This is a genomic window from Chromobacterium sp. IRSSSOUMB001 (assembly GCF_023507765.1).
GTDB lineage: Bacteria > Pseudomonadota > Gammaproteobacteria > Burkholderiales > Chromobacteriaceae > Chromobacterium > Chromobacterium haemolyticum.
This window is the reverse complement of sequence record NZ_JALCYU010000007.1, coordinates 166,555-191,791: the sequence shown is the minus strand read 5'-3', so window position 1 is coordinate 191,791 and position 25,237 is coordinate 166,555. Positions and strand designations below refer to the sequence as shown.

General features: G+C 64.6%; 21 protein-coding genes. 10 read left to right on the top strand and 11 right to left on the bottom strand.

Translation table 11 applies throughout. The features are described 5' to 3' along the window. Nucleotides 1-156: 156 nt before the first annotated feature. Nucleotides 157-2,049, bottom strand: coding sequence for a M14 family metallopeptidase (locus MOV80_RS11710; protein ID WP_249605118.1), 1,893 nt, complete (start codon nt 2,047-2,049; stop codon nt 157-159). Nucleotides 2,050-2,252: 203 nt separating this feature from the next. Between MOV80_RS11710 and MOV80_RS11705 the strand changes: the two genes are divergently transcribed. After that, the gene (locus MOV80_RS11705; protein ID WP_205422954.1) at nt 2,253-4,118 is read left to right on the top strand and encodes a S9 family peptidase; all 1,866 of its coding nucleotides are present in this window, start codon (nt 2,253-2,255) and stop codon (nt 4,116-4,118) included. Nucleotides 4,119-4,267: 149 nt separating this feature from the next. Here the strand turns inward: MOV80_RS11705 and MOV80_RS11700 are convergent, their stop codons facing one another. The 3 genes from MOV80_RS11700 to MOV80_RS11690 all read right to left on the bottom strand — a co-directional run bounded on the left by MOV80_RS11700 (nt 4,268) and on the right by MOV80_RS11690 (nt 6,870). Next, on the bottom strand, nt 4,268-4,972 hold the full coding sequence (locus MOV80_RS11700; RefSeq protein WP_019102757.1) for an amino acid ABC transporter permease: 705 nt from the start codon (nt 4,970-4,972) through the stop codon (nt 4,268-4,270). Continuing rightward, the gene (locus MOV80_RS11695) at nt 4,954-5,694 is read right to left on the bottom strand and encodes an amino acid ABC transporter permease (protein ID WP_118268246.1); all 741 of its coding nucleotides are present in this window, start codon (nt 5,692-5,694) and stop codon (nt 4,954-4,956) included. Before MOV80_RS11695 ends, MOV80_RS11700 begins: the two co-directional genes overlap by 19 nt. A gap of 372 nt (nt 5,695-6,066) precedes the next feature. Then, nucleotides 6,067-6,870 (bottom strand): ABC transporter substrate-binding protein, encoded by an 804-nt coding sequence (locus MOV80_RS11690; RefSeq protein ID WP_019102759.1) that lies wholly within the window; start codon nt 6,868-6,870, stop codon nt 6,067-6,069. A 450-nt stretch (nt 6,871-7,320) separates the two neighbouring features. Here MOV80_RS11690 and MOV80_RS11685 point away from each other — a divergent pair, with 450 nt between their 5' ends. The 7 genes from MOV80_RS11685 to MOV80_RS11655 are packed head-to-tail and all read left to right on the top strand — an operon-like array spanning nt 7,321 to nt 13,290. After that, entirely contained in the window at nt 7,321-7,929 is a 609-nt protein-coding gene (locus MOV80_RS11685; RefSeq protein ID WP_019102760.1) for a CDP-alcohol phosphatidyltransferase family protein, read from the top strand. Then, the gene (locus MOV80_RS11680) at nt 7,922-8,869 is read left to right on the top strand and encodes a phosphatidate cytidylyltransferase (RefSeq protein WP_118268245.1); all 948 of its coding nucleotides are present in this window, start codon (nt 7,922-7,924) and stop codon (nt 8,867-8,869) included. Before MOV80_RS11685 ends, MOV80_RS11680 begins: the two co-directional genes overlap by 8 nt. 7 nt (nt 8,870-8,876) lie before the next feature. Next, nucleotides 8,877-9,530, top strand: coding sequence for a lysophospholipid acyltransferase family protein (locus tag MOV80_RS11675; RefSeq protein WP_019102762.1), 654 nt, complete (start codon nt 8,877-8,879; stop codon nt 9,528-9,530). A 13-nt stretch (nt 9,531-9,543) separates the two neighbouring features. Continuing rightward, nucleotides 9,544-11,331 carry a bifunctional alpha/beta hydrolase/class I SAM-dependent methyltransferase gene (locus tag MOV80_RS11670; RefSeq protein WP_249605117.1) on the top strand — a complete coding sequence of 596 codons (1,788 nt, stop codon included), beginning with the start codon at nt 9,544-9,546 and terminating at the stop codon, nt 11,329-11,331. Continuing rightward, complete coding sequence (locus tag MOV80_RS23560; RefSeq protein ID WP_205422953.1) at nt 11,328-12,653, top strand: phosphatase PAP2/dual specificity phosphatase family protein; 1,326 nt, start codon at nt 11,328-11,330, stop codon at nt 12,651-12,653. Before MOV80_RS11670 ends, MOV80_RS23560 begins: the two co-directional genes overlap by 4 nt. Beyond that, a complete protein-coding gene (locus MOV80_RS11660; RefSeq protein WP_019103062.1) occupies nt 12,650-13,039 on the top strand; it encodes a hypothetical protein in 390 nt (129 codons plus the stop codon). Before MOV80_RS23560 ends, MOV80_RS11660 begins: the two co-directional genes overlap by 4 nt. Before the next feature lie 41 nt (nt 13,040-13,080). Further along, nucleotides 13,081-13,290 carry a hypothetical protein gene (locus MOV80_RS11655; RefSeq protein WP_118268242.1) on the top strand — a complete coding sequence of 70 codons (210 nt, stop codon included), beginning with the start codon at nt 13,081-13,083 and terminating at the stop codon, nt 13,288-13,290. Between the two features lie 205 nt (nt 13,291-13,495). On the opposite strand, the gene phnE is transcribed toward MOV80_RS11655, so the two are convergent. The 4 genes from phnE to lgt all read right to left on the bottom strand — a co-directional run bounded on the left by phnE (nt 13,496) and on the right by lgt (nt 17,678). After that, nucleotides 13,496-15,064, bottom strand: a complete 1,569-nt coding sequence (gene phnE / locus MOV80_RS11650) for a phosphonate ABC transporter, permease protein PhnE (protein WP_118268241.1) — start codon at nt 15,062-15,064, stop codon at nt 13,496-13,498. Next, a complete protein-coding gene (locus MOV80_RS11645; protein ID WP_107732792.1) occupies nt 15,058-15,855 on the bottom strand; it encodes an ATP-binding cassette domain-containing protein in 798 nt (265 codons plus the stop codon). Before MOV80_RS11645 ends, phnE begins: the two co-directional genes overlap by 7 nt. After that, entirely contained in the window at nt 15,852-16,694 is an 843-nt protein-coding gene (locus tag MOV80_RS11640) for a putative selenate ABC transporter substrate-binding protein (RefSeq protein ID WP_043590938.1), read from the bottom strand. Before MOV80_RS11640 ends, MOV80_RS11645 begins: the two co-directional genes overlap by 4 nt. A 132-nt stretch (nt 16,695-16,826) precedes the next feature. Then, a complete protein-coding gene (lgt, locus tag MOV80_RS11635; RefSeq protein WP_043590939.1) occupies nt 16,827-17,678 on the bottom strand; it encodes a prolipoprotein diacylglyceryl transferase in 852 nt (283 codons plus the stop codon). 197 nt (nt 17,679-17,875) lie between these two features. Between lgt and ilvD the strand changes: the two genes are divergently transcribed. Then, on the top strand, nt 17,876-19,729 hold the full coding sequence (ilvD, locus tag MOV80_RS11630; RefSeq protein ID WP_019099970.1) for a dihydroxy-acid dehydratase: 1,854 nt from the start codon (nt 17,876-17,878) through the stop codon (nt 19,727-19,729). Between the two features lie 95 nt (nt 19,730-19,824). Here the strand turns inward: ilvD and MOV80_RS11625 are convergent, their stop codons facing one another. The 3 genes from MOV80_RS11625 to MOV80_RS11615 are packed head-to-tail and all read right to left on the bottom strand — an operon-like array spanning nt 19,825 to nt 23,201. Continuing rightward, nucleotides 19,825-20,754 (bottom strand): LysR family transcriptional regulator, encoded by a 930-nt coding sequence (locus MOV80_RS11625; RefSeq protein ID WP_118268240.1) that lies wholly within the window; start codon nt 20,752-20,754, stop codon nt 19,825-19,827. Nucleotides 20,755-20,813: 59 nt separating this feature from the next. Beyond that, nucleotides 20,814-21,797, bottom strand: a complete 984-nt coding sequence (speB, locus tag MOV80_RS11620) for an agmatinase (protein ID WP_019099972.1) — start codon at nt 21,795-21,797, stop codon at nt 20,814-20,816. A gap of 21 nt (nt 21,798-21,818) precedes the next feature. After that, nucleotides 21,819-23,201: a sodium:solute symporter gene (locus MOV80_RS11615; RefSeq protein WP_118268239.1), complete on the bottom strand. Its 1,383-nt coding sequence runs from the start codon at nt 23,199-23,201 to the stop codon at nt 21,819-21,821. 902 nt (nt 23,202-24,103) lie between these two features. Between MOV80_RS11615 and MOV80_RS11610 the strand changes: the two genes are divergently transcribed. Beyond that, the gene (locus tag MOV80_RS11610; RefSeq protein ID WP_107732787.1) at nt 24,104-25,183 is read left to right on the top strand and encodes a hypothetical protein; all 1,080 of its coding nucleotides are present in this window, start codon (nt 24,104-24,106) and stop codon (nt 25,181-25,183) included. Nucleotides 25,184-25,237: the final 54 nt, after the last annotated feature.

Sequence of the window (25,237 nt, the reverse complement as noted above, 5' to 3'; positions counted from 1 at the left end):
GACCGGCCGGGCTTGGCCGGTCCGCCGCTGCAAACATGGAAACGATCTGCTGCCCGCCCCGCCCGATGCGAGTTATTGTCGCGCCGCCGCCCAAGAGACCGCCGGCTTGAATCTTTCTAGTGTAGACAAGCCGGCGGCCGCTTGCGCGGTCTGGGCTTAGCGCACGATGCCCACCGGATAGAGGAAGCGGTTGCTGTCGGCGAACGGCGTCTGCTCATAGAACCAGTTGAGCCGGGCGTTGCGGTCCTTGGCGAACTTGGGGTCCTTGAGCCTGGCCTGGAAGGCCTGACGCAAGGCCGGGCTTTCCGCCAGCATGCGCCGCGCCATCGGTTCCATCACATAGGCTTCCGGCGCTTCCGCCGAGGTGAGGTTGGCGTTGAAGAAGCCCCAGTGCAGGAAGGAGTCCGGGCTGGCCGGTTCCAGCAGCAGCATCGCCAGCGTGCCCAAGGGTTGTTGCGGGTCCACCACCACGGAGCCGGCCGGATAGGTGACTTTGCGCTGCAAGGGGTTGGGCTTGCCGTCTATCAGCAGGCGGCCTTCGTAGCCGGGAATCTTGTCGGCGGATTCGCGGTCCGGCTCAAACGGCGTGCCCAGCTTGATATCGTCCAGCCGGTAGACGGTAACGTCCAGCGTTTCCGGCCGGCTCAGTTCGCGCAGCTGGATGCCGTGAGCGCGTAGCCGGGCGATCACCTCGTGCCACTGTGTCGGCACCACATAGGCCTTGGGCCGCGCGGCGGTGAGGTCCGGCACGGTCAGCGGGGTGATGGGCAGGCGGTAGTCGCGCGGCTGATTGCTCCAGCGCACGATCTTGTCGCCGGTGATCGGAGATTGCACCTTGTCGAACTTGACGCCCTTGAAGTCCACCAGCTTGGGTTTGCCCTCGGCTTCCTTCCAGGTCAGCGTCACCGGGTCCGGCCGCGCGGCGCGGTCCTTGGCGATGGCGGCGCGCAGGCTGTCGTAATGGCGGGACACGCTGTCGAAGATGGCGCGATAGAGCACGTAGTTGCCCAGCACTTGCTGCTTGTAGGACTTGAGCGCGTGCAGTTCCACCAGGATGGCGGGGATGCCGCGGGCGTCGGCGTACTGATTGGAGAAGCGCGCCAGATCGCTGTAATACGGGTAATAGCCCTTGCCGGGGTTCTCGTTGTCGTTCATCGAGATGCAGACATTGGGCTCATGGCCGTAGCGGCGCAGTTCGCGATAGACCTCGGGCGTCATCACCTGGTCCATCCAGCGGCTGGACTCGGGCGACCAGCCTTGGCCGTTGTTGCAGTAGGTGACGTCGTATTGGTAGTTGACGCCGTCCGTGCTGTGGGTGTCGATGAAGAAGTCCGGCTGGTAATCGTTGAGCGCGCGCGCCACGTTGCGGATTTCCGGGCTGTCCAGCTTGGTGAAATCCCGGTTCAGGTTGAGGTTGCGGCCGTTGACCCGCCAGCCGGTCTGTTCCGGCCCGTTCTGGTTGATGCGGCCGTATTTGCCGTAGCGCATGTCGCCGTCCACGTTGACGGTGGGGATGAACAGCAGGTTGACTTTTGACAGCAGTGCGTCGTTGCGGATGAGTAGATCACGGATCAGCATCAGCCCGGCGTCCTTGCCGTTGGCTTCGCCTGGGTGGATGCCGGCTTGCACGTAGATCAGCGGCTTGCCGCTGGCGCGCAGGCCTTGCGGCGATTTGTCGGCGGCGGCGGACACCACCGCCATCATCATCTCGTGGCCTTGATCTGTTTTTTCCGCCATCGAGCCCAGCTTGAGCAGCGCCGGTTTGGCCGCGGCCAGCTTGTTCAGGTAGGCGATGGTTTCCGGATAGGCGGGCGTGTGCTTGAAGCCGCTGGCCTCCAGCGGCGTGGCCCACGGGTCGTCCGCCTTGGCGGCGAAGCGCTGGCTGTCCCCCTGCCAGGGGATGTCCGGGGGCAGCACGCGTTGGCGCGCGGCGGATAGGTATTGGCTGTCGTCGACGTAGTCCGGCGCGGCCGGCATGGCGTGTGCGTGCGGACCGAGGTGCAGGGCGGCGAAGGCGGAAACGATGGCGAGGCGCAGCGGCAAGTGCATGATGATTATCCTGATTGTCCAAGACCGAAACAGGCTACGCCCGCCGGCCCGGCGGACGCACGGGCTGTTGCACGGCGGCTTGACCGGGATCAAGCGGTGCCAACGGGGGGTGTGGTTCGAGAGTCGATATTTTTTGTGGCATATTGTCGCAGGGGTCCAGCGCGGCCGCGCCGGATCGGGATCATTTCAGACAAGGGGTTCTCGTGAAAACTTGGGTATCGAGCCTGGCCTTGGCCGCCGCGTTGTCCAGCGCGGCCTACGCCGCGGACATTCCGCTGCGTGACTTTTTCCGTAATCCGGAGCAGAGCAATTTCACCTTGTCACCGGATGGCAAGAGCGTGGCTTTCCTGGCGCCTTGGGAGGCGCGGCGCAATATTGTGGTGCGCATGCCGGGGCAGCCGGACCGGCGCGTCACCGAAGTGAAGGACCGCGACCTGTCGGGTTATTTCTGGAAGGGCAATCAGCGGCTGGTTTACAGCAAGGATAATGGCGGGGATGAGAATTTCCACCTATACGCGGTGGACCTGGTCAGAGGCAAGAGCCGCGATCTGACGCCGTTTCCCGGCGTGCGCGCGGAGATCGTCGACGAACTGACCGAACGGGACGACGAATTGCTGGTGGGCCTGAACAAGCGCAAGCCGGAAGTGTTCGACGTTTACCGGGTGAACCTGAAAACCGGCAAGTTGACGCTGGAGGCGAAGAACCCCGGCAATGTCACCAGTTGGAGCACTGATCACAATGGCCGCATCCGCATCGCCACCACCACGGACGGCGTCAACAGCACCCTGCTGTATCGCGACCAGCCGGGCGGCGCCTTCCGCAAGCTGATGACCACTTCCTTCCGTGACAGCTTCAATCCCTTGTTCTTCACTTTCGACAACCAGCGTTTCTACGCCGCCAGCAATCTGGGCCGCGATAAGAGCGCCATCGTCGAATTCGATCCCAAGACCGGCAAGGAAGTGAAGCAGATCTATCACCGCGACGACGTGGACGTCGACGGCCTGGGCTTTTCCCGCAAGCGCAAAGTGATCACCTGCGCCCGCTTCGAAACCGACAAGCCGGGCCGGCAATGCCTAGATGAGAAGAGCGAGGCCCTGCTTGCTAGGCTGGAGGCGCGGCTGCCCGGCTACCAGGTGGATATCCAGTCCGCCAACCGCGCGGAGAACCGTTTCATCGTGGCGGCCTGGAACGACCGTACCCAGGGCAAGCGCTATCTGTACGACGAGGCCGGAGACAAACTGGAACTGCTGGCCGAGATCACGCCCTGGCTGAAGGAAAGCGAGATGGCTACGATGCGGCCGGTGCAGTACCGCAGCCGCGACGGTTTGACTATCAACGGCTACCTGACCCTGCCCAAGGGCAAGGAGGACGCCAAGGGGCTGCCGGTAATCATTAATCCGCACGGCGGGCCATGGGCGCGCGACAGCTGGCGCTTCAACCCCGAGGTGCAGTTCTTCGCCAATCGCGGCTGGGCGGTGCTACAGATGAACTTCCGCGGCTCCACCGGCTATGGCCGTGATTTCTGGCAGGCCTCGTTCAAACAATGGGGCGGCACCATGCAGGACGACGTCAGCGACGGCGTGGACTGGCTGGTCAAGCAGGGCGTGGCGGATCCGAAGCGCGTCTGCATCTACGGCGGCAGCTACGGCGGTTACGCCACGCTGGCGGGCATCACTAAGACGCCGGATTTGTATCGCTGCGCGGTGGATTACGTGGGGGTGTCCAATCTATTCACCTTCATGAACACCATACCGCCGTACTGGAAGCCGATGCTGGACATGATGCACGAGATGGTGGGCGATCCGGTCAAGGACAAGGCGATGATGCGCGAACGCTCGCCGGTGTTCCAGGTGGACCGCATCAAGACTCCGCTGCTGGTGTTGCAGGGGGCCAAGGACCCGCGCGTCAACATCGACGAATCCAATCAGATCGTCAAGGCGCTGCAGAAGCGCGGCGTGGAAGTGGAATACATGGTCAAGGACAATGAGGGCCATGGTTTCCGCAACGAGGAAAACCGCTTTGACGCCTATGGCGCGATGGAGCGTTTCTTCCGTCAGCATTTGAATTAAGACCCGCTAAGAACGTGTTTACGATCTCGCGAGCCAAGGCGAGACAAGGCGAAAACGAGCGAAAAAGCGGAATGTACCGTGGTACATGAGCATTTTGAGCTCGGTTTCAACGCCGTATCGCCGACGCGCAGCAGATCGTAAACAGGTTCTCAGGCCCTGGCCGGCAGACTCCAGCGCCTGTCGCTCCAGCGGCCCAGCAGTTGCAGGCCGCCGCAGACCACAAAGTAAGCCAGCGCGATGAAGGCGAAGATCTCCAAAGGGTAGACCTGCTCGCGGTTGTTGACCTGAGTGGCGACGAAGGTGAATTCGGCCACGCCCACCACATAGGCGAGCGAGCTGTCCTTGATCAGGGTGATCCACTGATTGACGAAGGAGGGCAGCATCATGCGCAGCGCTTGCGGCAGCACGATCAGCCGCAGCGTCTGCCAGCGGTCCAGTCCCAGCGACAGCCCTGCCGCCCATTGCCCGGGGCCGATGGCGGCGATGCCGGCCTGCACCGACTGGCTCAGATAGGCCGCGTTGATCAGCGCCAGCGCCAACACCACGGTGAGTACGCCGGGGATGTCCACCCCAAACAGGATGGGTAGCAGGAAATAGCACCAGAAGATCAGCATCAGCACCGGGATGGCGCGCAGCAGCGCCACCAGCGTGGCCAGCGTGCGGCGCGGGCCGGGCCCGCACATGACCAGGGCGATGCCGCCGGCCAGGCCCAGCAGGCTGGCCAGCACGCCCGCGGCGGCGCTGATGGCCAGGGTCAGCAGCAGGCCGCCGGGCTCGCCGTTGGTCAGGTTACCCCACAGCAGATAATCGAGATTGTCCTGAATCACCGGCGGCATCATTGCGGCGCCCTCCATGCCGGCTCGCCGCGCTGGCTCAGCGCCTGAGTCAACAGCACCAGCAGCAGATAGGCGGCGGTGGCCACGGCGAAGGCCTGGAAGGCGAGCAGGGTTTCGGTTTCCACCTGGCGCGAGGTATAGGACAACTCCGCCACGCCTATGGCCATCGCCAAGGAAGTGTTCTTCACCACCGCGGTGTATTGGCCGACCAAGGGACGGCGCGCCAGCGCCCAGGCTTGCGGCAGGACCACCCAGCGGAATTCCTGCCAGCCGTTCATGCCCAGCGCGCGCGCCGCCTGGCGCTGGCCGGCGGCGACGCCGCGCAGCCCGGCTTGTAGTTCGCCGCAGATGAAGCTGGCGCTATAAAGGGTTAGCCCCACCAGCGCGGCCAGGAATTCGAAGGACGGCCATGGCAGCGTCAAGCCGCCCGGCAAGGGCAGGCTGCGTGGCGTATTCAGCCACAGCATGGCGGTTTCCGGCAGCAGGCCGGCCACGCCGAAATACCACAGCAGCAGCTGCACCATCAGCGGCGTGTTGCGATGCAGACTGACCCAGAGGCCGGCGGCGTGGCTCAAGGCGCGCCAGCGCGATTCCAGCGCCGCGGTCAGCAGCATGCCTAGCGTGGTGGCGGTGACGCAGACCAGCAGAGCCAGCCAGCCGGTGAGCAGCGCGCCCTTGAGCAGCCAGCCCAGGTAGTGGGGTTCCAGCCAGTGGTGGCCAAGCCAGGAGGGGGGATTCATTGCTTGCTGTCCTGTATTTCGATAAGGCCGCCATTCGGCGCCAGCGGCGCTTCAAATGGCGAAACCGCCGGGCGCGCCCGGCGGCTTGGGATACGGATGGGAAAACGCGCCGTCTTAGAGTCTGTTTACGATCTCGCGAGCTAAGGCGAGACAAGGCGAAAACGAGCGAAAAAGCGGAATGTACGAGTGGTACGTGAGCATGATGAAGCCGTTTTCAACGCCGTATCGCCGACACGCAGCAGATCGTAAACCGGTTCTTAGAGCCGCTAAGAAAACCTCGCGGAGAACCTGAGCCAAGGCGCGCCGACACAGGCAGTACCCGTAGTACGACAAGGAGGCGCAACGCAGGATCAGGGGTTTTGTTAGCGGGTCTTAGCTGGCTTCGCCGATCTTGAAGTCCCTGGGCAGCGGCGCCTTGGTGGCCGGCCCGAACCACTGGTTGTAGATCTTGGCGGCCTGGCCGGATTTTTCCAATTCCAGCAGGCTGTCGTTCACCGCTTTCAGCAGACGCGCTTCGCCCTTGGGCAGGCCGATGGCCTGGTATTCGCGGGTCAGGGTGAACGGCGCCAGTTCGAACTTGGCCTTGTCCGGCGCGTTGGCCAGCAAGGCGGCCAGCTTGGAGCCGTCCTGGCTGATGGCCTGGACGTTGCCGTTGCGCAGCGCGGTGAAGGCCAGCGGGGTGTCGTCATAGGCCACCACGGTGGTCTTCGGGTATTTGTCGCGCAGGTTCACCTCCTGAGTGGTGCCCTTGTCCACGCCCACGCGCAGTCCGGCCAGTTGCTCCGGCTTTTGCAGCGAACCCTTGCGGGCGATGAACTGCTGACCGGAGGCGAAGTAGGGCAGGCTGAACGCCACTTGCTTCTTACGCTCGTCGGTGACGGTGAAGTTGGCGGCGACCAGATCCGCCTTGCCGGACACCAAGAGCGGCACGCGGTTGGCCGGATTGGTGGGGATCAGGCTGAGTTTGACGCCCAGCTTCTTGGCGATGTGCTGGGCCACGTCCACGTCCAGGCCGGAAATCTGGCGAGTCTTGGCGTCGAGAAAGCCGAATGGCGGATTGCTGTCGAAGGCGGCGACGCGCAACACGCCTGCCTTCTTGATGTCATCCAGACGGTCGGCCCAAGCGGCGGTGGCGGCGGTACTCAAGGCGATGGCCAATGCGATGGCGTGTTTCATGATGATGCCCCTTGTCTGAAGACGCGCCGGGGGTTTCGTTCGCGCCGTTTGGCGGCGCGTTTTCAGAAGATGCCGGCGCATCGTGATTCCGAGAAATTTTCTGCCATGGATAAACCCATGACATGCGATGGAGTGATGCTAAGGCATTCTGCAAATTCTTGGAAATTATTAAAAATTAGTCTTATATATTAATTTGTTTTGATTGTGTGATTTTCCTCATCGGAACAATGCCTTGTCCAAATCGAGGCCGTGGCGACGGCGGGCCGATATTTTTGTTCGAGGTAGGATTGCCAAACAATTTCCTTTGCCGCGCTTTTCTGCAATCGGCATAATCGCGGTTTCCGTGCGTTGCCCATTGGCGGACGCGTCGACGGATTTGCAACTTTTCTTGACGACTGTGATGACTGGCGCGAAAGCGCGTCGGGACGAAGCAGACGAGCCGAAGCCGAAATGCCCAGCATCTATCAACTCAAATCCCGTTTTCAGGACCTGCTGCGCCCCTTGCTGCGCGGCCTGGTTTCCCTTGGCGTCACCGCCAACCACGTCACGCTCGGCGCCATGCTGGCTTCCATAGCCTACGGCGGCTGGCTGGCCACCCAGCCGGAGCGGGCTTTGCCGTGGCTGCTGTTGCCCGTATTCCTGTTCCTGCGCATGGCCTTGAACGCCATCGATGGCATGCTGGCGCGCGAGCACGGTCAGAAGTCCCGGCTGGGCGGCATTCTCAACGAAGTGGGCGACGTGGTGTCCGACGCCGCGCTCTACCTGCCGTTCGCCTTCTTGTCGGCGGAGCCGGCCTGGGTGGTGTTGGCGGTGACGCTGGCCTTGCTGACCGAGTTCGTCGGCGTGCTGGGCCCCAGCCTGGGCGCAACGCGGCGCTACGATGGCCCGATGGGCAAGAGCGACCGCGCCTTTGCGTACGGCGCCTACGCGCTGCTGCTGGGCCTGTGGCCGCAGGCGGCGGCCTGGGGCGGCTGGGTGTTTGGATTGAGCGCCGCCTTGATGGCGCTGACCTGCGTCAACCGGGCGCGGGCCATTTTGAAAGAGGGCGAGCATGTTTAAACCGCTGTTGCCGCAGGCATTGATCTGGGCGCTGGGCGCCGTATTCGCGTTGCTGGTGATCGCCAGCGTCGCCATCCGCGTGCTGGAAAGCCGCTCGCCGCACAAGAACTGGCTAGAATTGAAGCTGCGCATCCGCACCTGGTGGTGGATTGTCGCCTGCTTCTCGCTGACCTTGCTGGGCAATGTGCCGCTGGCGCTGGTGGTGTTCGCGCTGATCAGCTTCCTGGCGCTGAAGGAATACCTGACGCTGTGCGCCACCCGCACCGCCGATCACGTGGTGCTGTTCTGGGCTTATCTGAGCATCCCGCTGCAGTATTACTGGCTGGGCATCCACTGGTACGGCATGTTCATCATCTTTATCCCGGTTTACATCTTTCTGTTCCTGCCGATGCGCATGGTGCTGATCGGCGAGACCCAGGGCTTCCTCAAGGCGGCCGCCTCGCTGCAATGGGGGCTGATGATTTGCGTGTTCTGCCTGAGCCATATGGCCGCCGTGTTGACCCTGCCGCAGCTGACCCATATCGGCGAACCAGCCCAGGGCGCGATGTTGCTGTTCTACCTGGTGGCGCTGACTCAGCTCAACGACGTGGCGCAATACTTGTGGGGCAAGGCCTTCGGCCGGCGCAAGGTGGCGCCCAAGGTATCGCCCAACAAGACGCTGGAGGGCTTCCTCGGCGGCGCGCTGACCACCTGCCTGCTGGGCTGGCTGCTGGGGCCGCTGCTGACGCCGTTCTCGCCGCTGCACGCGGCCTTGGCCGGTTTGTTGATCGGGGTGATGGGCTTCATCGGCGACATCGTGATTTCCGCGGTGAAGCGCGACATCGGAGTCAAGGACTCCGGCCGCCTCCTGCCCGGCCACGGCGGGGTGCTGGACCGGCTGGATTCGCTGACCTATACCGCGCCGCTGTTCTTCCACTATGTCCACTACTTGTACTTCTGAGCCGATGATGAGCCGATTGCTGCGCATTCTGTTTGTGTTGCTGCTGGCCCGGCCGGTGGTGCGATTGTGGTTGGGGGTGACGGTGCGCCATCAGGAGCGGCTGCCGCTGAACGGCCCGGCCATCGTGGTGGCCAACCACAATAGCCACCTGGACATCCTGGCGCTGTACAGCCTGTTTCCGCTGGGGCGCATCCCCGAGGTGCAGCCGGCGGCGGCGGCGGACTACTTCCTGAAAAACCGTCTGTTCGCCTGGTTCGCCACCCAGGTGGTGGGCATTATCCCGGTGGTGCGCGGTGGCGTGGCCAAGGGCCTGGACCCGTTGGAGGGTTGCCGCGAGGCGCTGCGCCAGGGACGGATTCTGATCCTGTTTCCGGAAGGCTCTCGCGGCGAACCCGAGGTGCTGTCCGAGATCAAGTCCGGCATCTGGTATCTGAGCCGCGATTTCCCCGACGTGCCGGTGGTGCCGGTCTATCTGCACGGCCTGGGCCGGGCGATGGGGCGCGGCCAATGGCTGCCGGTGCCCTTCTTCGTCGACATCGCCATTGGCCGGCCGCTGCAGTGGCTGGAAGAGAAAACCGCTTTCCGCGACCGTATCCGCGAATCGCTGTTGTACTTGAAGCAAAAAACCCTGCCCGCCGCGCCGGCGGAGCAGGAGGCTTGAAAGGAGCCAGAGCATGCGCCAAGCCGAAGAATCGCAGTTTGTCAGTTTTGACGGTCAAACCCTGTTTTATCGGCATTGGCCGGCGCTGACTCCCGGCGCGCGGCCGCGCGCCATCGTGCTGCTGCACCGCGGCCACGAACATTCCGGCCGCCTGCAGCACCTGGTGGACGAGTTGCAGCTGACGGATACGCCGATGTTCGCCTGGGACGCGCGCGGTCACGGCCGCAACGAGGGGCCGCGCGGCTACAGCCCCAGCCTGGGCGCCACGGTGCGCGACCTGGACTGCTTCGTCCGCCACCTGTGCCAGCGTCACGGCCTGGCGATGGAGGAGATCGTGGTGATCGCTCAGAGCGTGGGCGCGGTGCTGGCGGCCGCCTGGGCGCACGACTACGCGCCGCGCGTGCGCGCGCTGGTGCTGGCCTCGCCGGCCTTCAAGGTCAAACTCTACGTGCCCTTAGCCCGGGCCGGCCTTCGGCTGATGCAGCGGCTGAGGGGCAATTTCTTCGTCAACTCCTATGTCAAGGCGCGCTTCCTGACTCATGATCCGGAGCGCATCGCGTCCTACAACAGCGACCCGCTGATCACCCGGCCGATTTCCTCCAACATCCTGCTGGACTTGTACGACACCGCCGAACGCATCGTCGCCGACGCCGGCGCCATCACGCTGCCGACCCAGTTGTTGATGTCGGGCGCTGACTTCGTCGTGCACCAGGGGCCGCAGCGCGAGTTCTTCCAGAAACTGGGCAGCCCCCTGAAGGAAATGCACCTGCTGCCGGGCTTCTACCACGACACCTTGGGCGAGCGCGACCGCGCGTCGGCGCTGGACAAGATTCGCGCCTTCATCCAACGAGTGGAGGCCGGCGCGCCGGCGGTGGACCTGAGCCGCGCCGACGCCGCCGGCTATACCGCGCTGGAATACCAGCAACTGCAGCAGCCGCGCTCCTGGCTGTCGCCGTTGCGCTGGCAGTTTGCGCTGACCCGGCTGACCCTGGCCACGCTGGGCCGCCTGTCCGCCGGCATACGCCTGGGCTGGCGCACCGGTTTCGATTCCGGTAGCACCCTGGATTACGTTTACCGCAACCAGGCGTCCGGCTTCAGCCCGCTGGGCCGCTTGGGCGACCGCGCCTACCTGGACAGCGTGGGCTGGAAGGGGATACGCCAGCGCAAGCTGAACCTGGAGGAGCTGATCGCCGCGGCGATGAGCCGCCTACGCGTCGATGGCCGGCCGCTGCGCCTGTTGGACATCGCCGCCGGTCATGGCCGCTACATTCTGGACGCCGTGGCCGGCCAGCCGGTGGAACATGTACAGCTGCGCGATTACAGCGACATCAACGTCGGTGCCGGCCGACGCTTGATCGCTGAACGCGGCCTGGAAGCGGTGGCGCGCTTCGACCAGGGCAACGCCTTTGACCGCGCCAGCCTGGCCGCGCTGCAGCCGGTGCCGACGCTGGCGGTGGTGTCCGGCCTCTATGAGCTGTTTCCCGAAAACGAACCCATCCGCCAATCGCTGGCCGGCCTGGCCGATGCGGTGCCGCCCGGTGGCTATCTGGTCTACACCAACCAGCCCTGGCACCCGCAGCTGGAACTGATCGCGCGCACGCTGAGCAGCCATCGCGGCGGCGCGGACTGGATCATGCGCCGGCGCACTCAGCAGGAAATGGACCAACTGGTGTCCGACGCCGGCTTCGAGAAGCTGGAGCAGCGCATCGACGAATGGGGCATCTTCAGCGTCAGCCTGGCGCGACGCCGCGCCGACGCCGCAACGGAGCGGCCACAGCCGCTGGCCGAGGCCGAGGCGTGAGCGCGCCGGCCGCCGCCGGCCGTCCTTGGCGGCTGGCCTGTCTATGGCTGTTGCTGTTGGGGCCCAGCTTCTTCCTGCTCTACGGCGCGGCCAATCAATACGCGGCCGGCCTGCCTCCGGAGCGGGTGGGCAATGTGGCGATGGCCTGGGAGCGCGCCATCCCGCTGTGGCCGTGGACCATCGTGCCGTATTGGAGCATAGACCTGCTCTACGGCGTCTCGCTCTTCCTGTGCGCCAGCCGCGCCGAACTCAATGCCCACGCCAAGCGCCTGCTGGCGGTCACCCTGTTGTCCTGCCTGTGCTTCCTGCTGTTCCCGCTGCGCTTCGGTTTTGAGCGCCCGCCGCTGGACGGCGTTTTCGGGCAACTGTTCGACCTGCTGATGGGCTTCGACAAACCGTTCAACCAGGCGCCTTCGCTGCATATCGGCCTGTTGGTGGTGCTGTGGCTGCGCTACTGGCAGCACACGCCCCGGCGCTGGCTCTGGCTGCTGCATGGCTGGTTCGCCTTGATCGGCGTGTCGGTGCTGACCACCTGGCAGCATCATTTTTGGGATGTGCCCAGCGGTTTCGCGCTGGCGGTGCTGGTCTGCTATCTGTGGCCGATGCCGGCGCCGACGGCGCCGTCCTGGCGTTCGCCCGAGCCGGGCCGCAGCCGCGTTTTGGGCGCGCGTTACGCGGCAGGGGCCGTGTTGCTGCTGGTTTTGGCGGCGGCGCTGGGCGGCTGGGGCTGGCTGCTGGCCTGGCCGGCGCTGGCCTTGAGCGTGCTGGCGTGGGCTTATTGGCGGCTGGGTCCGGTCGCGCTGCAAAAACACGCCGGCCGCCGCCGCTTCGCCGCGCGTGTGCTGCTGTGGCCTTACAGCCTGGCCGCGCGGCTGGCGCATGCTTATTTTCTGCGCCGCTTGCCGGGCGCGGAGGAGGTGATAGAGGACGTTTGGCTGGGGCCGGTCAGCGCGGCGCGCGACGCCCGCTTCGTCGCGGTGCTGGACTTGGCCGCGGAATACGACCGCCAGGCGGCCGGAGCCGTGGTATACCATAGCCAGCCCTTGCTGGATCTGCTGCTGCCGGCGCCGGCTCAATTGCGGCTGGCGGTACAGGCCCTGGATCGATTGCGGGCCGGCCAGCGCGGGCCGTTGCTGGTGCATTGCGCTTTGGGCCTGACACGCAGCGCGGCAGTGTTGCTGGCTTGGATGGTGCTCAGCGGACGCGCGGGCTCGGTGGAGCAGGCGCGCGCGCTGCTGAGGCAACGCCGCCAGCGCGTGGAGCTGAGCGATGCGCAATGTGAGGAACTGGCGCGCCTGTGCGCGCGATTGGAGCCCTTGTGACGTCTGATCTTGCGCAAGCGCGGCTGAGCGCCGCGGTTCTGGCTTCCTGCCGCTGGCTGTGCTGGCCTAGTTGGGGCTTGCTGGCCTTGTCGGCGCTGACGCCGGCGCCGGCCTTATGGCTGCCGTTGTGCGCTGCTGTCGCTTTATGGCAAGCCTGGCTGGGCTGGCGTCTGCAATTGGACGCGGCCTTGTTGCAGGCCGTGGATTCGGCTGGCACTCTTGAGGAGCTGGACCTGGCCTTGTCACGGCTGTTTGGGCGCGACTTGGCCGGCCGCTCGCTGGAGGCAAGGCAGCGCGGCATGGCCCGCTTGCTGCGCGGATTTTTACTGGCGACCGGCCTGTGCTGGCTGCTGTGCCTGGCAGGGCTGTTGGCGGGGCGGATGTGAACAATAAGAAGATTCAAAAGCGTGGGAAGAGGAGAACCGTGATGAGCAAGAGAGCATGGTATGGCGGGGCGGTCTGCGTTTTGCTGGCCTCCGGGGGCTTGGCCTGGTTGGGTTTGATGCTGGCGGGCTTTGGCGCGTCCGGCAGCAATGGCGGCACGTCGGAGTGGCCGTTCTTGGTGGCCAAGGCGCTGGGGTTCGCGGGTTTCGCGATGTTTGTGTGTGGATTGGTCGCCTGCAAGGAAGCCAATTAAGCATGGGATGAAAATGGACGGGGCGGCAGGCTAAGGCTTGCCGCCCTGTTCGTCGTCTCAGAACCTGTTCAAGGTCTGCCGCGCTTCGTGGTGCGTTGCACGGTGAGTACAAGTTTTCAAAATGCTCGTGTAGCACGAGTACATTCCGCATTTTCCCTTGTTTTCGCCTTGTCTCGTCTTTGCTCGCGAGACTTTGAACAGGCTCTCAGCCCAGGCGCCGGCGCAGCGCGCGGCTCAGCTGTTCCACGCCCCAGGACAGCGCCACCATCGCCAGGATGACGGCGGCGGCGGCCTGCTGCTGGAACAGCGACAGCGCCAGATACAGCTGCTGGCCCAGGCCGCCGGCGCCGACGATGCCGAGCACGGTGGCGATGCGGATATTGTTTTCCCAGCGGTACAAGGTGTACGCCAGCCATTGGCTGGCGACCATGGGCAAGGGCCCGTAGCAGAAGGCGACCGCGCGGCCGGCTCCGGCGTGGAGCAGCGCCTGTTCCGCCTGCGGCGGCGCGTTTTCCAGGGTTTCCGCAAACAAGCGGCCCAACACGCCGGCGGTATGCATCGCCAGCGCCAGCACGCCGGCGGCCGGCCCCAGGCCCAGCGCCAACACCGCCAGCGCCGCCCACAGCAGGTCCGGTATGCCGCGCAGCATGTTCAACAACAGACGCGTCGCGCTCTTGGCTGCGACGCCCAGCCGGCCGGCCGCCGGCAAGGCCAGCGGCATGGCTAGAAGGGCCGCCAGCACCGTGCCCAGCGCCGACATCGCCAAGGTCTCCACCACGCCCTGACCCAGTTGCCTCAAAGCGGCGGGGGAGAAGTCCGGCGGCAGGAATTCCATGGCGAAGCGCGGCAGGCCGCGCCAGTCGAAACCGTTGGCTCGCCAGTCCGGCCATAGCCAGCAAAGACTGAAGGCGGCCAGCGCGCCGCCGGCCAGCAACAGGCGGCGGCCGCCGCCGTCGCGTTCCAAAGCGCGCCGCGACCAGCGGCTGACGCCTTCGCTCAAACCCACCAGCAGCAGGAACACCAGGAGCAGAGTGCCCACCTCGCCGCCGTTGAGCATTTTCAGGCTGCTGTCCAGCAACTGACCGATGCCGCCGGCGCCGACGAAACCCATCACGGCCGACGCGCGAATCGCGCATTCCCAGCGGTAGACGCTATAGCTGATCAATTCCGGCAGCGCTTGCGGCCACAGCGCCCAGCACAAGCGTTGCCAGCGGCTGGCGCCGGCGGCCGCCAGAGCCTGCGCCGGCGCGCGCGGCTGGGATTCCAGAATTTCCGCGTAGACCTTGCCCAGCATGCCGCCGTAAGCCAGGCCCAGCGCCAATACCGCCGGCAGGCTGCCCAGGCCGGCGGCGCGGACGAAGAGCAGCGCCCAGACGATGTCCGGCACGCCGCGCAGCCACACCATCAGCCCGCGCAGCAGGCTTTGCGCGGCCAAGACCGCGCGGCGCGGCGGTGAGGCGGTGAGTTGATGATCGTCCAGCGCGCGGCTGGTGGCGAAGGCCAACGGCGCGCCCAGCAGCATGGCCAGGACCAGGCCGGCGCTGGCTACCGCCAGCGTGACGACGGTTTCCCTCACGACTTCTTTCAGGAAGTCGCCGTCGTGGGCCGGTGGCAGAAAGCCGGTGGCGAAGCGCGCCAGGCTGAGCCAGGTGTCGCCGTTGAGCAAGGTGGCCAGCGTGAACTGAGTCAGCGGCAGCGTGGGTAGAAGCAGCGCCAGAGTCAGCAGCAGCCAGCCTAGCCGCGCGCGCGCGGCCGGGTCGCGCGGTTTCAGCATTGCAGGCCTCTGAGCGCGGTGGCGGGCGCGGCCGCTTCCATCGCCGCGTCAGGCGCGTCGCCGGAGTAGAGTTCGGTCAGCAGCGCGGAGTCGACCTGTTCGCGCGGCAAGTCGAAGGCGATCGCGCCGTCGCGCAGGCCGATGATGCGCGGGAAGTGCTCCAAGGCCAGTTGCACCGAGTGCAGGCTGACCAGAAGCGCGGCGCGGCGCGCGCGGGCGTCCTCGCACAGCAGGCGAATGGTGTCGTCGGCCAGCCTGGGGTCCAACGCCGACACGGGTTCGTCGGCCAGCAAAAGTTCCGGGCGCTGGTACAGCGCGCGGGCGATGCCGACGCGCTGGCGCTGGCCGCCGGACAGCTGGTCGCAGCGCTGCCACAGTTTGTCGGACAGGCCCAGCCGTTCCAGTTCGGCGGCGACGCCGGCGGCGTCGTCCGGCCACAGCAGCCGGAGCAGGGCCGCCAGTTCGCCGCTATGGCCCAGCCTGCCGGCCGCCACCGCATGGATCACCCGCTGGCGCGGAGGCAGCGGCGGCGTCTGATAGACACTGCCGATGCGCGCGCGCAAGGCGCGCAGGGCGCGGCGCGGCAGGCGCCAGGGGTTGGCGCCCAGCAGCCGGACCTCGCCGGCGTCCGGGCGCAGGCCGGTGTTGGCCAGCAGCAGCAGCGAACTCTTGCCGGCGCCGGACGGCCCGATCAAGGCCGCTTGCTCGCCGGCGGCCAGGCGCAGCGTTATACCGCGCAGGATGACGGCGCCGTCCAGCTTCAGGCCTGCGTCGTGGAACTCCAGGCTCACTTCAGCAGCCCGGCGGCCGTGGCGGCGGCTTCTATGCCCTGATAATTGTCCGGCTTGGTGGGAATGAAGCGGCTGGCGCGCTGTAAATCCAGCACGGCTTTCTGTTCAGGATTCTTGGCGTCCAGCTTGAGGAAGGCCTGGCGGATTTTGTCCTGCAAACCCTTGTCCATGCTGCCGCGCACCGTCCAGTTGTAGTCGTAGTAGGGTGGGGTGGTGGCGATTACGCGCACTTTGGCGCTATCCACCTTCTTGCTTTCCACCAGCTTCTGCCACACGGAGCTGTTCAATACGCCGGCCTCCACCTTGCCGGCGGCCACCCAGGCCACGGTGGCGTCGTGGGCGCCGGAATAGGCGACGTTCTTAAAGAAGCTTTCCGGCTTGATGCCGTCCTTCTGCATGAAATAGCGCGGCATCAGATGGCCGGACGTGGAGGAGGCCGAGCCGAAGGCGAAGCTGTCGCCCTTCAGCTCCTTCAGGCTCTTGGCTGGGCCGCTGGTGATGAAGGTTGAGGTGAACTTGCTGTCCTCCTCGCGCTGAACCAGCGGAACCACCTTGCCGCGTTGGCTGGCCTGCACATAGGTGAAGCCGCCCAGCCAGGCCAGGTCCAGCTTGTCCGAGGTCAGCGCGGTGACCACGCCGGCGTAGTCCGATACCGGCACGAACTGTACTTTCATGCCCAGCTCTTTTTCCAGATACTGGCCCAGCGGCGCGAATTTGCGCTGCAGTTCGGTGGGAGATTCGTCTGGAATGGCGGAGACTTTGAGCACGGTCTGGGCGGCGTTGGCCAGGGTGGCGGCGGCCAGCAGGGCGCTGGCCAGCGTCAGTTTGATGGCGGTCATGGGGACTCCTATATTAATCACGGACCAAAAGCCGCCAGGGCGGGCGGCTCAAAAAAGGCCAGTCGCGGGACTGGCCTTGGGGCGGAGAGCCAAGGCCCGCCGCGCATGGAAAGTATTCTAGCCTAGCTTGGCTCAGGCCGCCTTGCGCCGGCCGAACACGTAGAACAGCGCCAGGCCGATCACGATCATAGGCAGGCTCAGCCATTGGCCCATGCTGATCACGTCGGACTGGCCGAAGATGCCGGCGTCCGGGGTGCGGAAGAATTCGCTGCCGAAGCGCGCCAGGCCGTAGCCGATCAGGAACAGCGCCGACACCTGGCCCCGGACGCGTGTCTTGGCGCTAAAGCACCACAGCAAGGCAAACAGCGCCAGGCCTTCCAGCGCGAACTCGTAGAGCTGCGACGGGTGGCGCGGCAGGCCGCCGTACTGGAGCAGGGTCACCATCAGGTCGGAGGACTGTTGCGCCTGGATCAGATCGTCCATCTTGGCCTGCGGGAACAGCATCGCCCACGGCAGCTTGGGATCGGCCACCCGGCCCCATAGTTCGCCGTTGATGAAGTTGCCGATGCGGCCGGCGGCCAGGCCCAGCGGCACCAGCGGCGCGATGAAGTCGGTGACTTCCCAGAAGCTGCGGCCGTGTTTGCGCGCGAACAGCGCCACGCCGATCAGCACGCCGATGAAGCCGCCGTGGAAGGACATGCCGCCCTTCCACACCATCAGAATCTCCAGCGGGTGGCTAAGATAATAGCCGGGCTGGTAGAACAGCACTTCGCCCAGGCGGCCGCCCAGCACCACGCCGACAGCGCCGTACATCAGCAGATCGTCCAGCAGTTTGGAGGTCAAGAAGGCGTGGCCGCGCTTGATGCGGTAGTTGCCCAGAATCAGGAAGCTGGCGAAGCCCAGCAAATACATCAGGCCGTACCAGTGAATGGCCAGCGGGCCCAATTGGATGGCCACGGGGTCGAACTGCGGATGAATGATCATTTGTCAGCCGTGTGCGTTTGCGGTAAAAGAATGTGGACGGATTATATGGGAAAGCGTTCCCACGCGTCGCGCGGCCCACCCGCCGCCCGGCGCATTTTTGCCTTGAGCTCCCCGGCACCCGGAGCCAGGCGGCCTGGTTTTAAGCCAAACCGGGCCTGGAGCGCCTTTCCGCCCATGTAGAGATTAAGGAATCAGCAATGCCCCAATACCGCTCCCGCACTTCCACCGCCGGCCGCAATATGGCGGGTGCCCGCGCCCTATGGCGCGCCACCGGCATGAAGGACGACGACTTCGGCAAACCCATCATCGCCATCGCCAACAGCTTCACCCAGTTCGTGCCCGGTCACGTGCATCTGCACAATATGGGCCAACTGGTAGCGCGGGAAATCGAACGCGCCGGCGGCGTGGCCAAGGAGTTCAACACCATCGCCATCGACGACGGCATCGCCATGGGCCACGGCGGCATGCTCTACAGCTTGCCCAGCCGCGACCTGATCGCCGACAGCGTGGAATACATGGTCAATGCCCACTGCGCCGACGCGCTGGTGTGCATCTCCAACTGCGACAAGATCACCCCCGGCATGCTGATGGCGGCCATGCGCCTGAACATCCCGGTGGTGTTCGTCTCCGGCGGCCCGATGGAAGCGGGCAAGGTGCAGTGGGGCAACGACATCCGCAAGCTGGATCTGGTGGACGCGATGGTGGAGGCCGCCAACAGCGCGGTGTCCAACGAGGATGTAGAGCGCGTGGAGCGCTCCGCCTGTCCCACCTGCGGCTCCTGCTCCGGCATGTTCACCGCCAACTCCATGAACTGCCTGACCGAGGCGCTGGGTCTGTCCCTGCCCGGCAACGGCAGCCTGGTGGCCACGCACGCGGACCGCAAGGAATTGTTCCTGCGCGCCGGCCGGCTGATCGTGGACATCACCAAGCGCCATTACGAGCAGGACGACGCCAGCCTGCTGCCGCGCGCCATCGCCACCAAGGCCGCGTTCGAGAACGCGATGAGCCTGGACGTGGCCATGGGTGGTTCCACCAATACCGTGCTGCACCTGCTGGCGGCGGCGCAGGAAGCCGGCGTGGACTTCAAAATGGCGGACATCGACCGCATCTCGCGCTCGGTGCCGTGTCTGGCCAAGGTGGCGCCGGCCACCCAGAAATACCATATGGAAGACGTGCACCGCGCCGGCGGCGTGGTGGCCATCCTGGCTGAGCTGGACCGCGCCGGCCTGATCCGCCGCGAGGTGCCCACCGTGCACAGCGCCACGCTGGGCGAAGCGCTGGAAGCCTGGGATATCCGCCGCCACGGCGAAGACAGCGAGGCGCGACGCTTCTACCGCGCGGCGCCGGGCGGCGTGCCCACCACCATCGCCTTCTCGCAATCCATGCGCTACCCGACCGTGGACGACGACCGCGCCGAAGGCTGCATTCGCGACCGTGAGCACGCTTACTCCCAGGATGGTGGCCTGGCGGTGCTGGCCGGCAATATCGCCGAACGCGGTTGCATTGTTAAAACCGCCGGCGTGGACGACTCCATTCTCAAATTCAACGGGCGCGCCCGCATCTTTGAAAGCCAGGACGCGGCAGTGGAGGCCATCCTGGCCGACCGCATCGTGGCCGGCGACGTGGTGGTGATTCGCTACGAAGGCCCCAAGGGCGGTCCTGGCATGCAGGAAATGCTATATCCCACCAGCTATCTGAAATCCAAGGGCTTGGGCAAGGACTGCGCTTTGCTGACCGATGGCCGCTTCTCCGGAGGCACCTCCGGCCTGTCCATCGGCCATGTGTCGCCGGAGGCCGCGGAGGGCGGCGCCATCGGTCTGGTGGAAGAGGGCGACCGCATCGAGATCGATATCCCGGGCCGTTCCATCCGCTTGGCGGTCAGCGATGAAACGCTGGCGGCGCGGCGCGCGGCGATGGAAGCCAAGGGCCGCGACGCCTGGAAGCCGCAGGGCCGCGACCGCGTGGTCAGTCCGGCGCTGCGCGCCTACGCCGCGATGACCACCAGCGCAGATACCGGCGCGGTGCGCGATGTGACGCAAGTAGAAAAGTAAACGGCGGCAAAAGTGAACGGCGGAGCAGTAAACGCAGGGCTGTTCTGCCCAGCATGAAAAACGGCGGCCAAGGCCGCCGTTTTTTTATCCGGAGATCAAGGGGCTGTTGTTGAGCGCATGGTTTCCTCCATGCTTTCAGCTGCCTGGATCAGCATGTCGAGCAGCCGGACCAGCCCCGGTTTGAGCGGTGCGCCCTGACGGGTGATGGTGTGAAAACATGAGTGATAGGCCAACTGCTCCGGCAGCAAGGCGCGCAGGCGGCCAGCGTTTACCCAGTGCCGGGCGTAGTGGGTGGGCAGATAGCCAAGATAGGTGCCGGACAGCACTAGCGTGGCGATGGCCTCCATTGAATAGGCGCTGACCACTTGGTGCAGACGCCAGTTCTGCGGTCGCTGGTGCTCCGTCATATAACCGCGTCCGGCGTATTCCGCGGCGCAAATTTGCTGCTGGCTGGGGGCGGTGATGGCAAACAGTGGATGGTGGCTGGAGCAATACAGATTCTGCTCCTCGGCGAATAGCGGCTGGTAGCGCAAGCCGGACAACTGGTGATGAAAGGCGCCCAAGCCGAGTTGCAGCCGGTCTTCCAGCACAGCCTGTTCCAGTTCGTCCGGTCTCATGGTGTGCAGATGCAGCTGCGTTTGCGGCCATTGCCGGCGGAATCGGCCGATGACGGCTGGCAAGGGCGCGCGCGGTAGGCTGAGCAGGCCGTCCACCGCGCCGAGATGAAGCGCTTCGCGACAGGGCCCGCCCAGCGCATTGGCTTGTTCTCGAAACTGCTCGATCTCGCGCAATAGGCCCTGAGTAGCCTGATAGAGCGCCTGGCCGGCTGGCGTCAATTGGAAGCCGCCGTTGCCGCGCCGGCACAGCGAATAGCCCAAGCGCAGTTCCAGATCTCGCACCGCCACGCTCAGGCGCGGCAGACCGGTGTTCAGTTTGGCTTGGGCGGCGGTAAAGCCGCCGGCCTCGACAATGCTGCAAAAAATTCGCAACAGGCGTAGATCCAGATCCGAGATATTGCCTAGCATCGGGCCTCCCGCAGCGTGGGATCGAACAGAAGGCGGGCCAGAGGCCCGCCGCCCCGAGTTTACGAAGCCCCTTCCGCGCCGGCAAGCAAGCCGGTCGTGCGGCTTGACTCGGCTAGCAGGCACAGCAGTTCGAACATCAGGGTGGCGCCAACCAGCGCGGTGACGCCGCCGACATCGAACGGAGGCGACACTTCCACCACGTCGGCGCCGACCAGGTTCAGACCGCGCAGACCGCGCAGCAGTTGCAGCGACTGCTGGCTGCTGAGGCCGCCTATCTCCGGCGTGCCAGTGCCGGGGGCGAAGGCCGGATCCAGCGCGTCAACGTCGAAGCTGATGTAAGTCGGCCCGTCGCCGACGATGCGGCGGGCCTCGGCCAGAGTTGCCTGAATGCCTAACTCGGCGAAGGTCTCCATATGGATGACGCGGATGCCGCAGGCCTTGGCGAAGTCCTCATCCTCCGCTGAATAGATAGAACCGCGGATGCCGATCTGAACAGTACGCCTGGGGTCCAGCAAGCCTTCCTCCACCGCGCGGCGAAACGGCGTGCCGTGAGTGTAGCGCTGCTGGCCGAAATAGCTGTCGTTGGTGTCGGAGTGCGCGTCGAAATGCACCATGCCGAGTGGCCGGTCCTGCGCGAGCGCTCGGAAGATGGGCAGGGTGATCAAGTGGTCGCCGCCCACCGCAAGCGGTAGCGCCCCGGCCTGGCGGATCTGACGGAAAAAAACCTCAATCCGCTGAAGCGAGTCCATCAGATCAATGGGGTTGACCGGCGCGTCGCCTAAATCGCCTACGCGGGCCAATTCGTAAGGGGCAAGGCGGCTGACCGGATGCACCCGGCGCATCAGACTGGATTGGTTACGTACCTCGCGCGGACCATGGCGGGCGCCGGCGCGATGGGTGGTGCCGCCATCCCACGGCACGCCGACCAGGGCGACGTCGAGCTGAGCGGGGTCGCTGCAGATGGGCAGGCGCATGAAGCTTGGAATGCCGGCGAAGCGGGGAACCTCTGCGGCGTCGATGGGCTGGGGATAGGCAATGGACATGGGAAACCTCCTGGGTTGGGGTTATTCTCCGACGCTTAGCGAGGGCGCGGCCGGGGTCATCAGGCTGACGCCGACAAAGCTCAGGAAGTTGGCTGCCAGGCCGTAATAGATCGGAGTATTGGCAGCCAAACCATCGAAGATCATCAACGCGACAACGGTTAGACAGCCAAGCAGCATGCCGGCCATGGCACCTTGAACGGAGGCGCGGCGCCATAGCAGGGCGCCGAGAATAGGCACCAGCAGGCCGCTCACCAGCAAGTTGTAGGCGATGCTGAGGCCGGCGATCACATCGTTGACCAGGTAGGACAGCAACAGCATGACCAGGCCCAATGCCAAGGTGATCCAGCGGCTGTCGGCCAGGTGTCTGTCACCGCCGCGCCGCAGGAAGCGGCTGTACACGTCTTCTTTCAACACCGTGGCAGCAGCCAGCAGACAGGCGCTGGCGGTGGACATGATCGCGGCCAGCGCGGCGGCGGCGACCAGGCCGCGTAGTCCGGAAGGAAGCACGCTGCGAGTGAGCTCGGCAAAGGCGTTTTCCGCCACTTCCAGTTCCGGCAACAGTAACCGGGCGGCGGCGCCGATCAGCGCGCAGGCGGCGCCGTAGAAGATGCAATAAACGCCGGAGGCCAGACCGGCGTAACGCACCACTCGTTCGCTGCGGGCAGTGAACAGCCGTTGCCAGATATCCTGGCCGATCAGCGCGCCGAAGAAATACAGCAGAAAATAAGCGCCAATGGTGTCCAGGCCAATCGCGCCGAGTTCGAAAAAGTCCGCAGGCAAACTCGCCCGCATCGTCTCCAGGCCGCCGGCTCCGTTCACGCTGGTCGGCAGTAGCACGCCAAAGATGCCAACAGTCATGATCACGAACTGAACGATATCGGTCAGGGTCAGCGACCACATGCCGCCGATCACCGAATAGAAAATCACCAATCCGCCGCCGGACAGAATCGCGGGAATACGGGGTATTCCAAACATCACCTCTGTCACCGAACCGATGGCGATGGTAGCCGTTACCGCCACCATCAGGTCATAGCCTATCATCACCACGCCGCCCATCAGCCGGGACGAAGCCTGATAGCGCTGCTCCAGAATCTGGGTGACGGTGAATACCCGCATGCGGGCGATCTGCGGCGCAAACGCCAGGCTGAGCGTCATAATGCCCAGGCCCAACATGAATACCAGCCACAGGCCGGAAATACCGTATTGATAGCCTAGGCGCACCGAGCCTAGGGTGGAAGCCCCGCCCAGCACCACTGCGGACAAGGTGCCGAGATACAGTGTCGGCCCCAGGCGTCGCCCGGCCAGCAGAAAGTCGTCACGGGTCCGGGCCTGGCGCATGCCCCACCAACCCAGCCCCGCCATCGCCAGCGCGTAAGCCAGTATCGTCGCGTAATCGAGATACATCGTGCTCCTCCTTAGAAGGGGAAGGGGGCCGATGAGAGTACGGCCGCCGACAAACATCATGGCAAGCCTTGTTCGCGCATTACATAGCGAGGAAGACAAGCGGACTTGCCTATTGAGGCAAGTGACAGTGCTTGAAGAACAGGCAGCCGTTGATATTTGTCATATTTTCTTAACCGGTTTCCGGATAGGATTCGGGCCGTGCGGTTTTTTGCCGCGCGGCCCATTGTTTTTTGTGGCGCAGCAACCATCTGGTTCTCATTCGCTCGTCGTCGTTTTTCACCGGCGCAACCTCGCCTCTCCCTCGCCTCCCGGCTTCCGGCGGCGTCTTAGTCTTGTTCATTTGTTTTCGAATCCAACAGTTCCCCTCTGTGTGTTTTCCTAAATTTTCACAAACGAAATCCGTTCTAATGTCATTAGTCATATGCTTCGTCTGTTTAAATCTAAATGGCATTATTTTTGACTAAAGTGGGGAGGGATCAAGACGGAGCCGATACGGGAGAGGAGGGAGGGCGCGACGAGGCCGCAAGGTGTAGACCGGCAAGTTTCCTTGCTACACGGATTTTAATAATTTGATTATTTAACAGAAGCTTAGCAAATGCTTAGCATGGAGATGGCAGGGGGAAAGGCAAAAAAAATGCGCGGTACCGTTAGGTCCGCGCCAAGTCTACAAAGGAGAAATAGAGGAGAAACTATCAAGAAGCAATTGCTGCATCTCAACGAGAACGAATTATCCAGATTGCGGTATCGAGTGTCAACATGTTGTTTTTCGCAAATGTGTGAAATTATAATTTTCTGTCGCGCATCTGGTACATCTCGGCCGGGGCCGCCGCTGTCGCGGCGCACCATGGCCGCCGCAGCTGTGCCAAAATAGCGGTTTTCCGATTGCAGCAGGATTCCCTTTCATGGACGCCGTACGCCATACCCTTCCCGATCCGCGCCAGTACCACCCGCAAGTGGCGCTGACCAATATGCTGATTCACAATGCACAGTCGGCGCTGAACGCCAAGACCGAGTCTGATCGGGAAATGTGGTTCTCCGCGGTGCGCGACGCCATGGCCGAAATGCTGGCGCGCGGCGAGCTGCTGTCCATTTCCGTGGCGCTGGCCATGGTGCCGTCGCAGCAATGCTATCAATTGGTGTGGGACGCGCTGCGCGACGCGGTGGAAAACGCCGGCGGCGGCCGCGCCATCATCTTCGCCATGCCTATAGTATTGGTGGCCGGCTGCAAGAACCAGACCACGCTGCCCGGCGAGATCGCCGACGCGGCCGGCCTGAACCAGTTGCTGCGCGATCACGGCGTGTTCGCCGGCGACGCCGACGTTGCCTTGGGCGGTGCGCTCTTGCACCCGGACAGCGTGGTGGGCTTGGATTCCGCCCAACTTTATAAGCTGAGCCGCGATCCGGACCATGCCCGCGCGCAGCTGCCGCAACAGCCGGCGCCGATCACGGTGAAGGAAGAGGGCGTGTTCCTGCGCTACCTGTTGGGCGTGGCGATTCAGCCGGAAGGCGCGGAACCGCCGTTGCGCCTGGGCGGCGCGGTGGGCGGCTGGGGCATGCCGTTGATGAAGTTCCTGGGCGAGCAATTGAAGGCCGACGGCGTGACGCTGTTCCCCATCGCTCGTCCGCCGATGCCGGCGATGCAGGCGATGGTGGCCGGCAACTACGCCCGTTTCGAGGTGGCGATGCAGGTATTCGCCAGCAGTCAGATCCGCCGCTTGCGTGAACTGAACAAGGAGCCGGTGGCCATCCTGTCCGCTCACGACAACGGCGAGCTGCACATCACCCTGTCCGCGGAAGGCGACGAGCGTAATTGGGAAGCCTTTGTCTGGCCGCTGGCGGCGTTGGACAATGTGCAACTGATCGAAGAAAGCTTCCGCGAACTGATGGCGGAATGCCATGTGCGCGAAGTGCATGTGTTGCCGGAACTGCACCCGGATAGCAAGGACGGCGTGCCCTTGTTCTTTACCGCCGGCGATTTGTAAACCATCGTTATCGGCCGCGCCGAAGACCCCGCCGCGGCGGGGTTTTATTTTGTT

Excerpts from the sequence above, each read along its gene's own strand:
- MOV80_RS11710 (WP_249605118.1), bottom strand. The coding sequence starts at position 2,049 with ATGCACTTGCCGCTGCGCCTCGCCATCGTTTCCGCCTTCGCCGCCCTG.
- MOV80_RS11700 (WP_019102757.1), bottom strand. The coding sequence starts at position 4,972 with ATGGAGGGCGCCGCAATGATGCCGCCGGTGATTCAGGACAATCTCGAT.
- MOV80_RS11695 (WP_118268246.1), bottom strand. The coding sequence starts at position 5,694 with ATGAATCCCCCCTCCTGGCTTGGCCACCACTGGCTGGAACCCCACTAC.
- MOV80_RS11690 (WP_019102759.1), bottom strand. The coding sequence starts at position 6,870 with ATGAAACACGCCATCGCATTGGCCATCGCCTTGAGTACCGCCGCCACC.
- MOV80_RS11685 (WP_019102760.1), top strand. The coding sequence starts at position 7,321 with ATGCCCAGCATCTATCAACTCAAATCCCGTTTTCAGGACCTGCTGCGC.
- MOV80_RS11680 (WP_118268245.1), top strand. The coding sequence starts at position 7,922 with ATGTTTAAACCGCTGTTGCCGCAGGCATTGATCTGGGCGCTGGGCGCC.
- MOV80_RS11675 (WP_019102762.1), top strand. The coding sequence starts at position 8,877 with ATGAGCCGATTGCTGCGCATTCTGTTTGTGTTGCTGCTGGCCCGGCCG.
- MOV80_RS11670 (WP_249605117.1), top strand. The coding sequence starts at position 9,544 with ATGCGCCAAGCCGAAGAATCGCAGTTTGTCAGTTTTGACGGTCAAACC.
- MOV80_RS11655 (WP_118268242.1), top strand. The coding sequence starts at position 13,081 with ATGAGCAAGAGAGCATGGTATGGCGGGGCGGTCTGCGTTTTGCTGGCC.
- phnE (WP_118268241.1), bottom strand. The coding sequence starts at position 15,064 with ATGCTGAAACCGCGCGACCCGGCCGCGCGCGCGCGGCTAGGCTGGCTG.
- MOV80_RS11640 (WP_043590938.1), bottom strand. The coding sequence starts at position 16,694 with ATGACCGCCATCAAACTGACGCTGGCCAGCGCCCTGCTGGCCGCCGCC.
- lgt (WP_043590939.1), bottom strand. The coding sequence starts at position 17,678 with ATGATCATTCATCCGCAGTTCGACCCCGTGGCCATCCAATTGGGCCCG.
- ilvD (WP_019099970.1), top strand. The coding sequence starts at position 17,876 with ATGCCCCAATACCGCTCCCGCACTTCCACCGCCGGCCGCAATATGGCG.
- MOV80_RS11625 (WP_118268240.1), bottom strand. The coding sequence starts at position 20,754 with ATGCTAGGCAATATCTCGGATCTGGATCTACGCCTGTTGCGAATTTTT.
- speB (WP_019099972.1), bottom strand. The coding sequence starts at position 21,797 with ATGTCCATTGCCTATCCCCAGCCCATCGACGCCGCAGAGGTTCCCCGC.
- MOV80_RS11615 (WP_118268239.1), bottom strand. The coding sequence starts at position 23,201 with ATGTATCTCGATTACGCGACGATACTGGCTTACGCGCTGGCGATGGCG.
- MOV80_RS11610 (WP_107732787.1), top strand. The coding sequence starts at position 24,104 with ATGGACGCCGTACGCCATACCCTTCCCGATCCGCGCCAGTACCACCCG.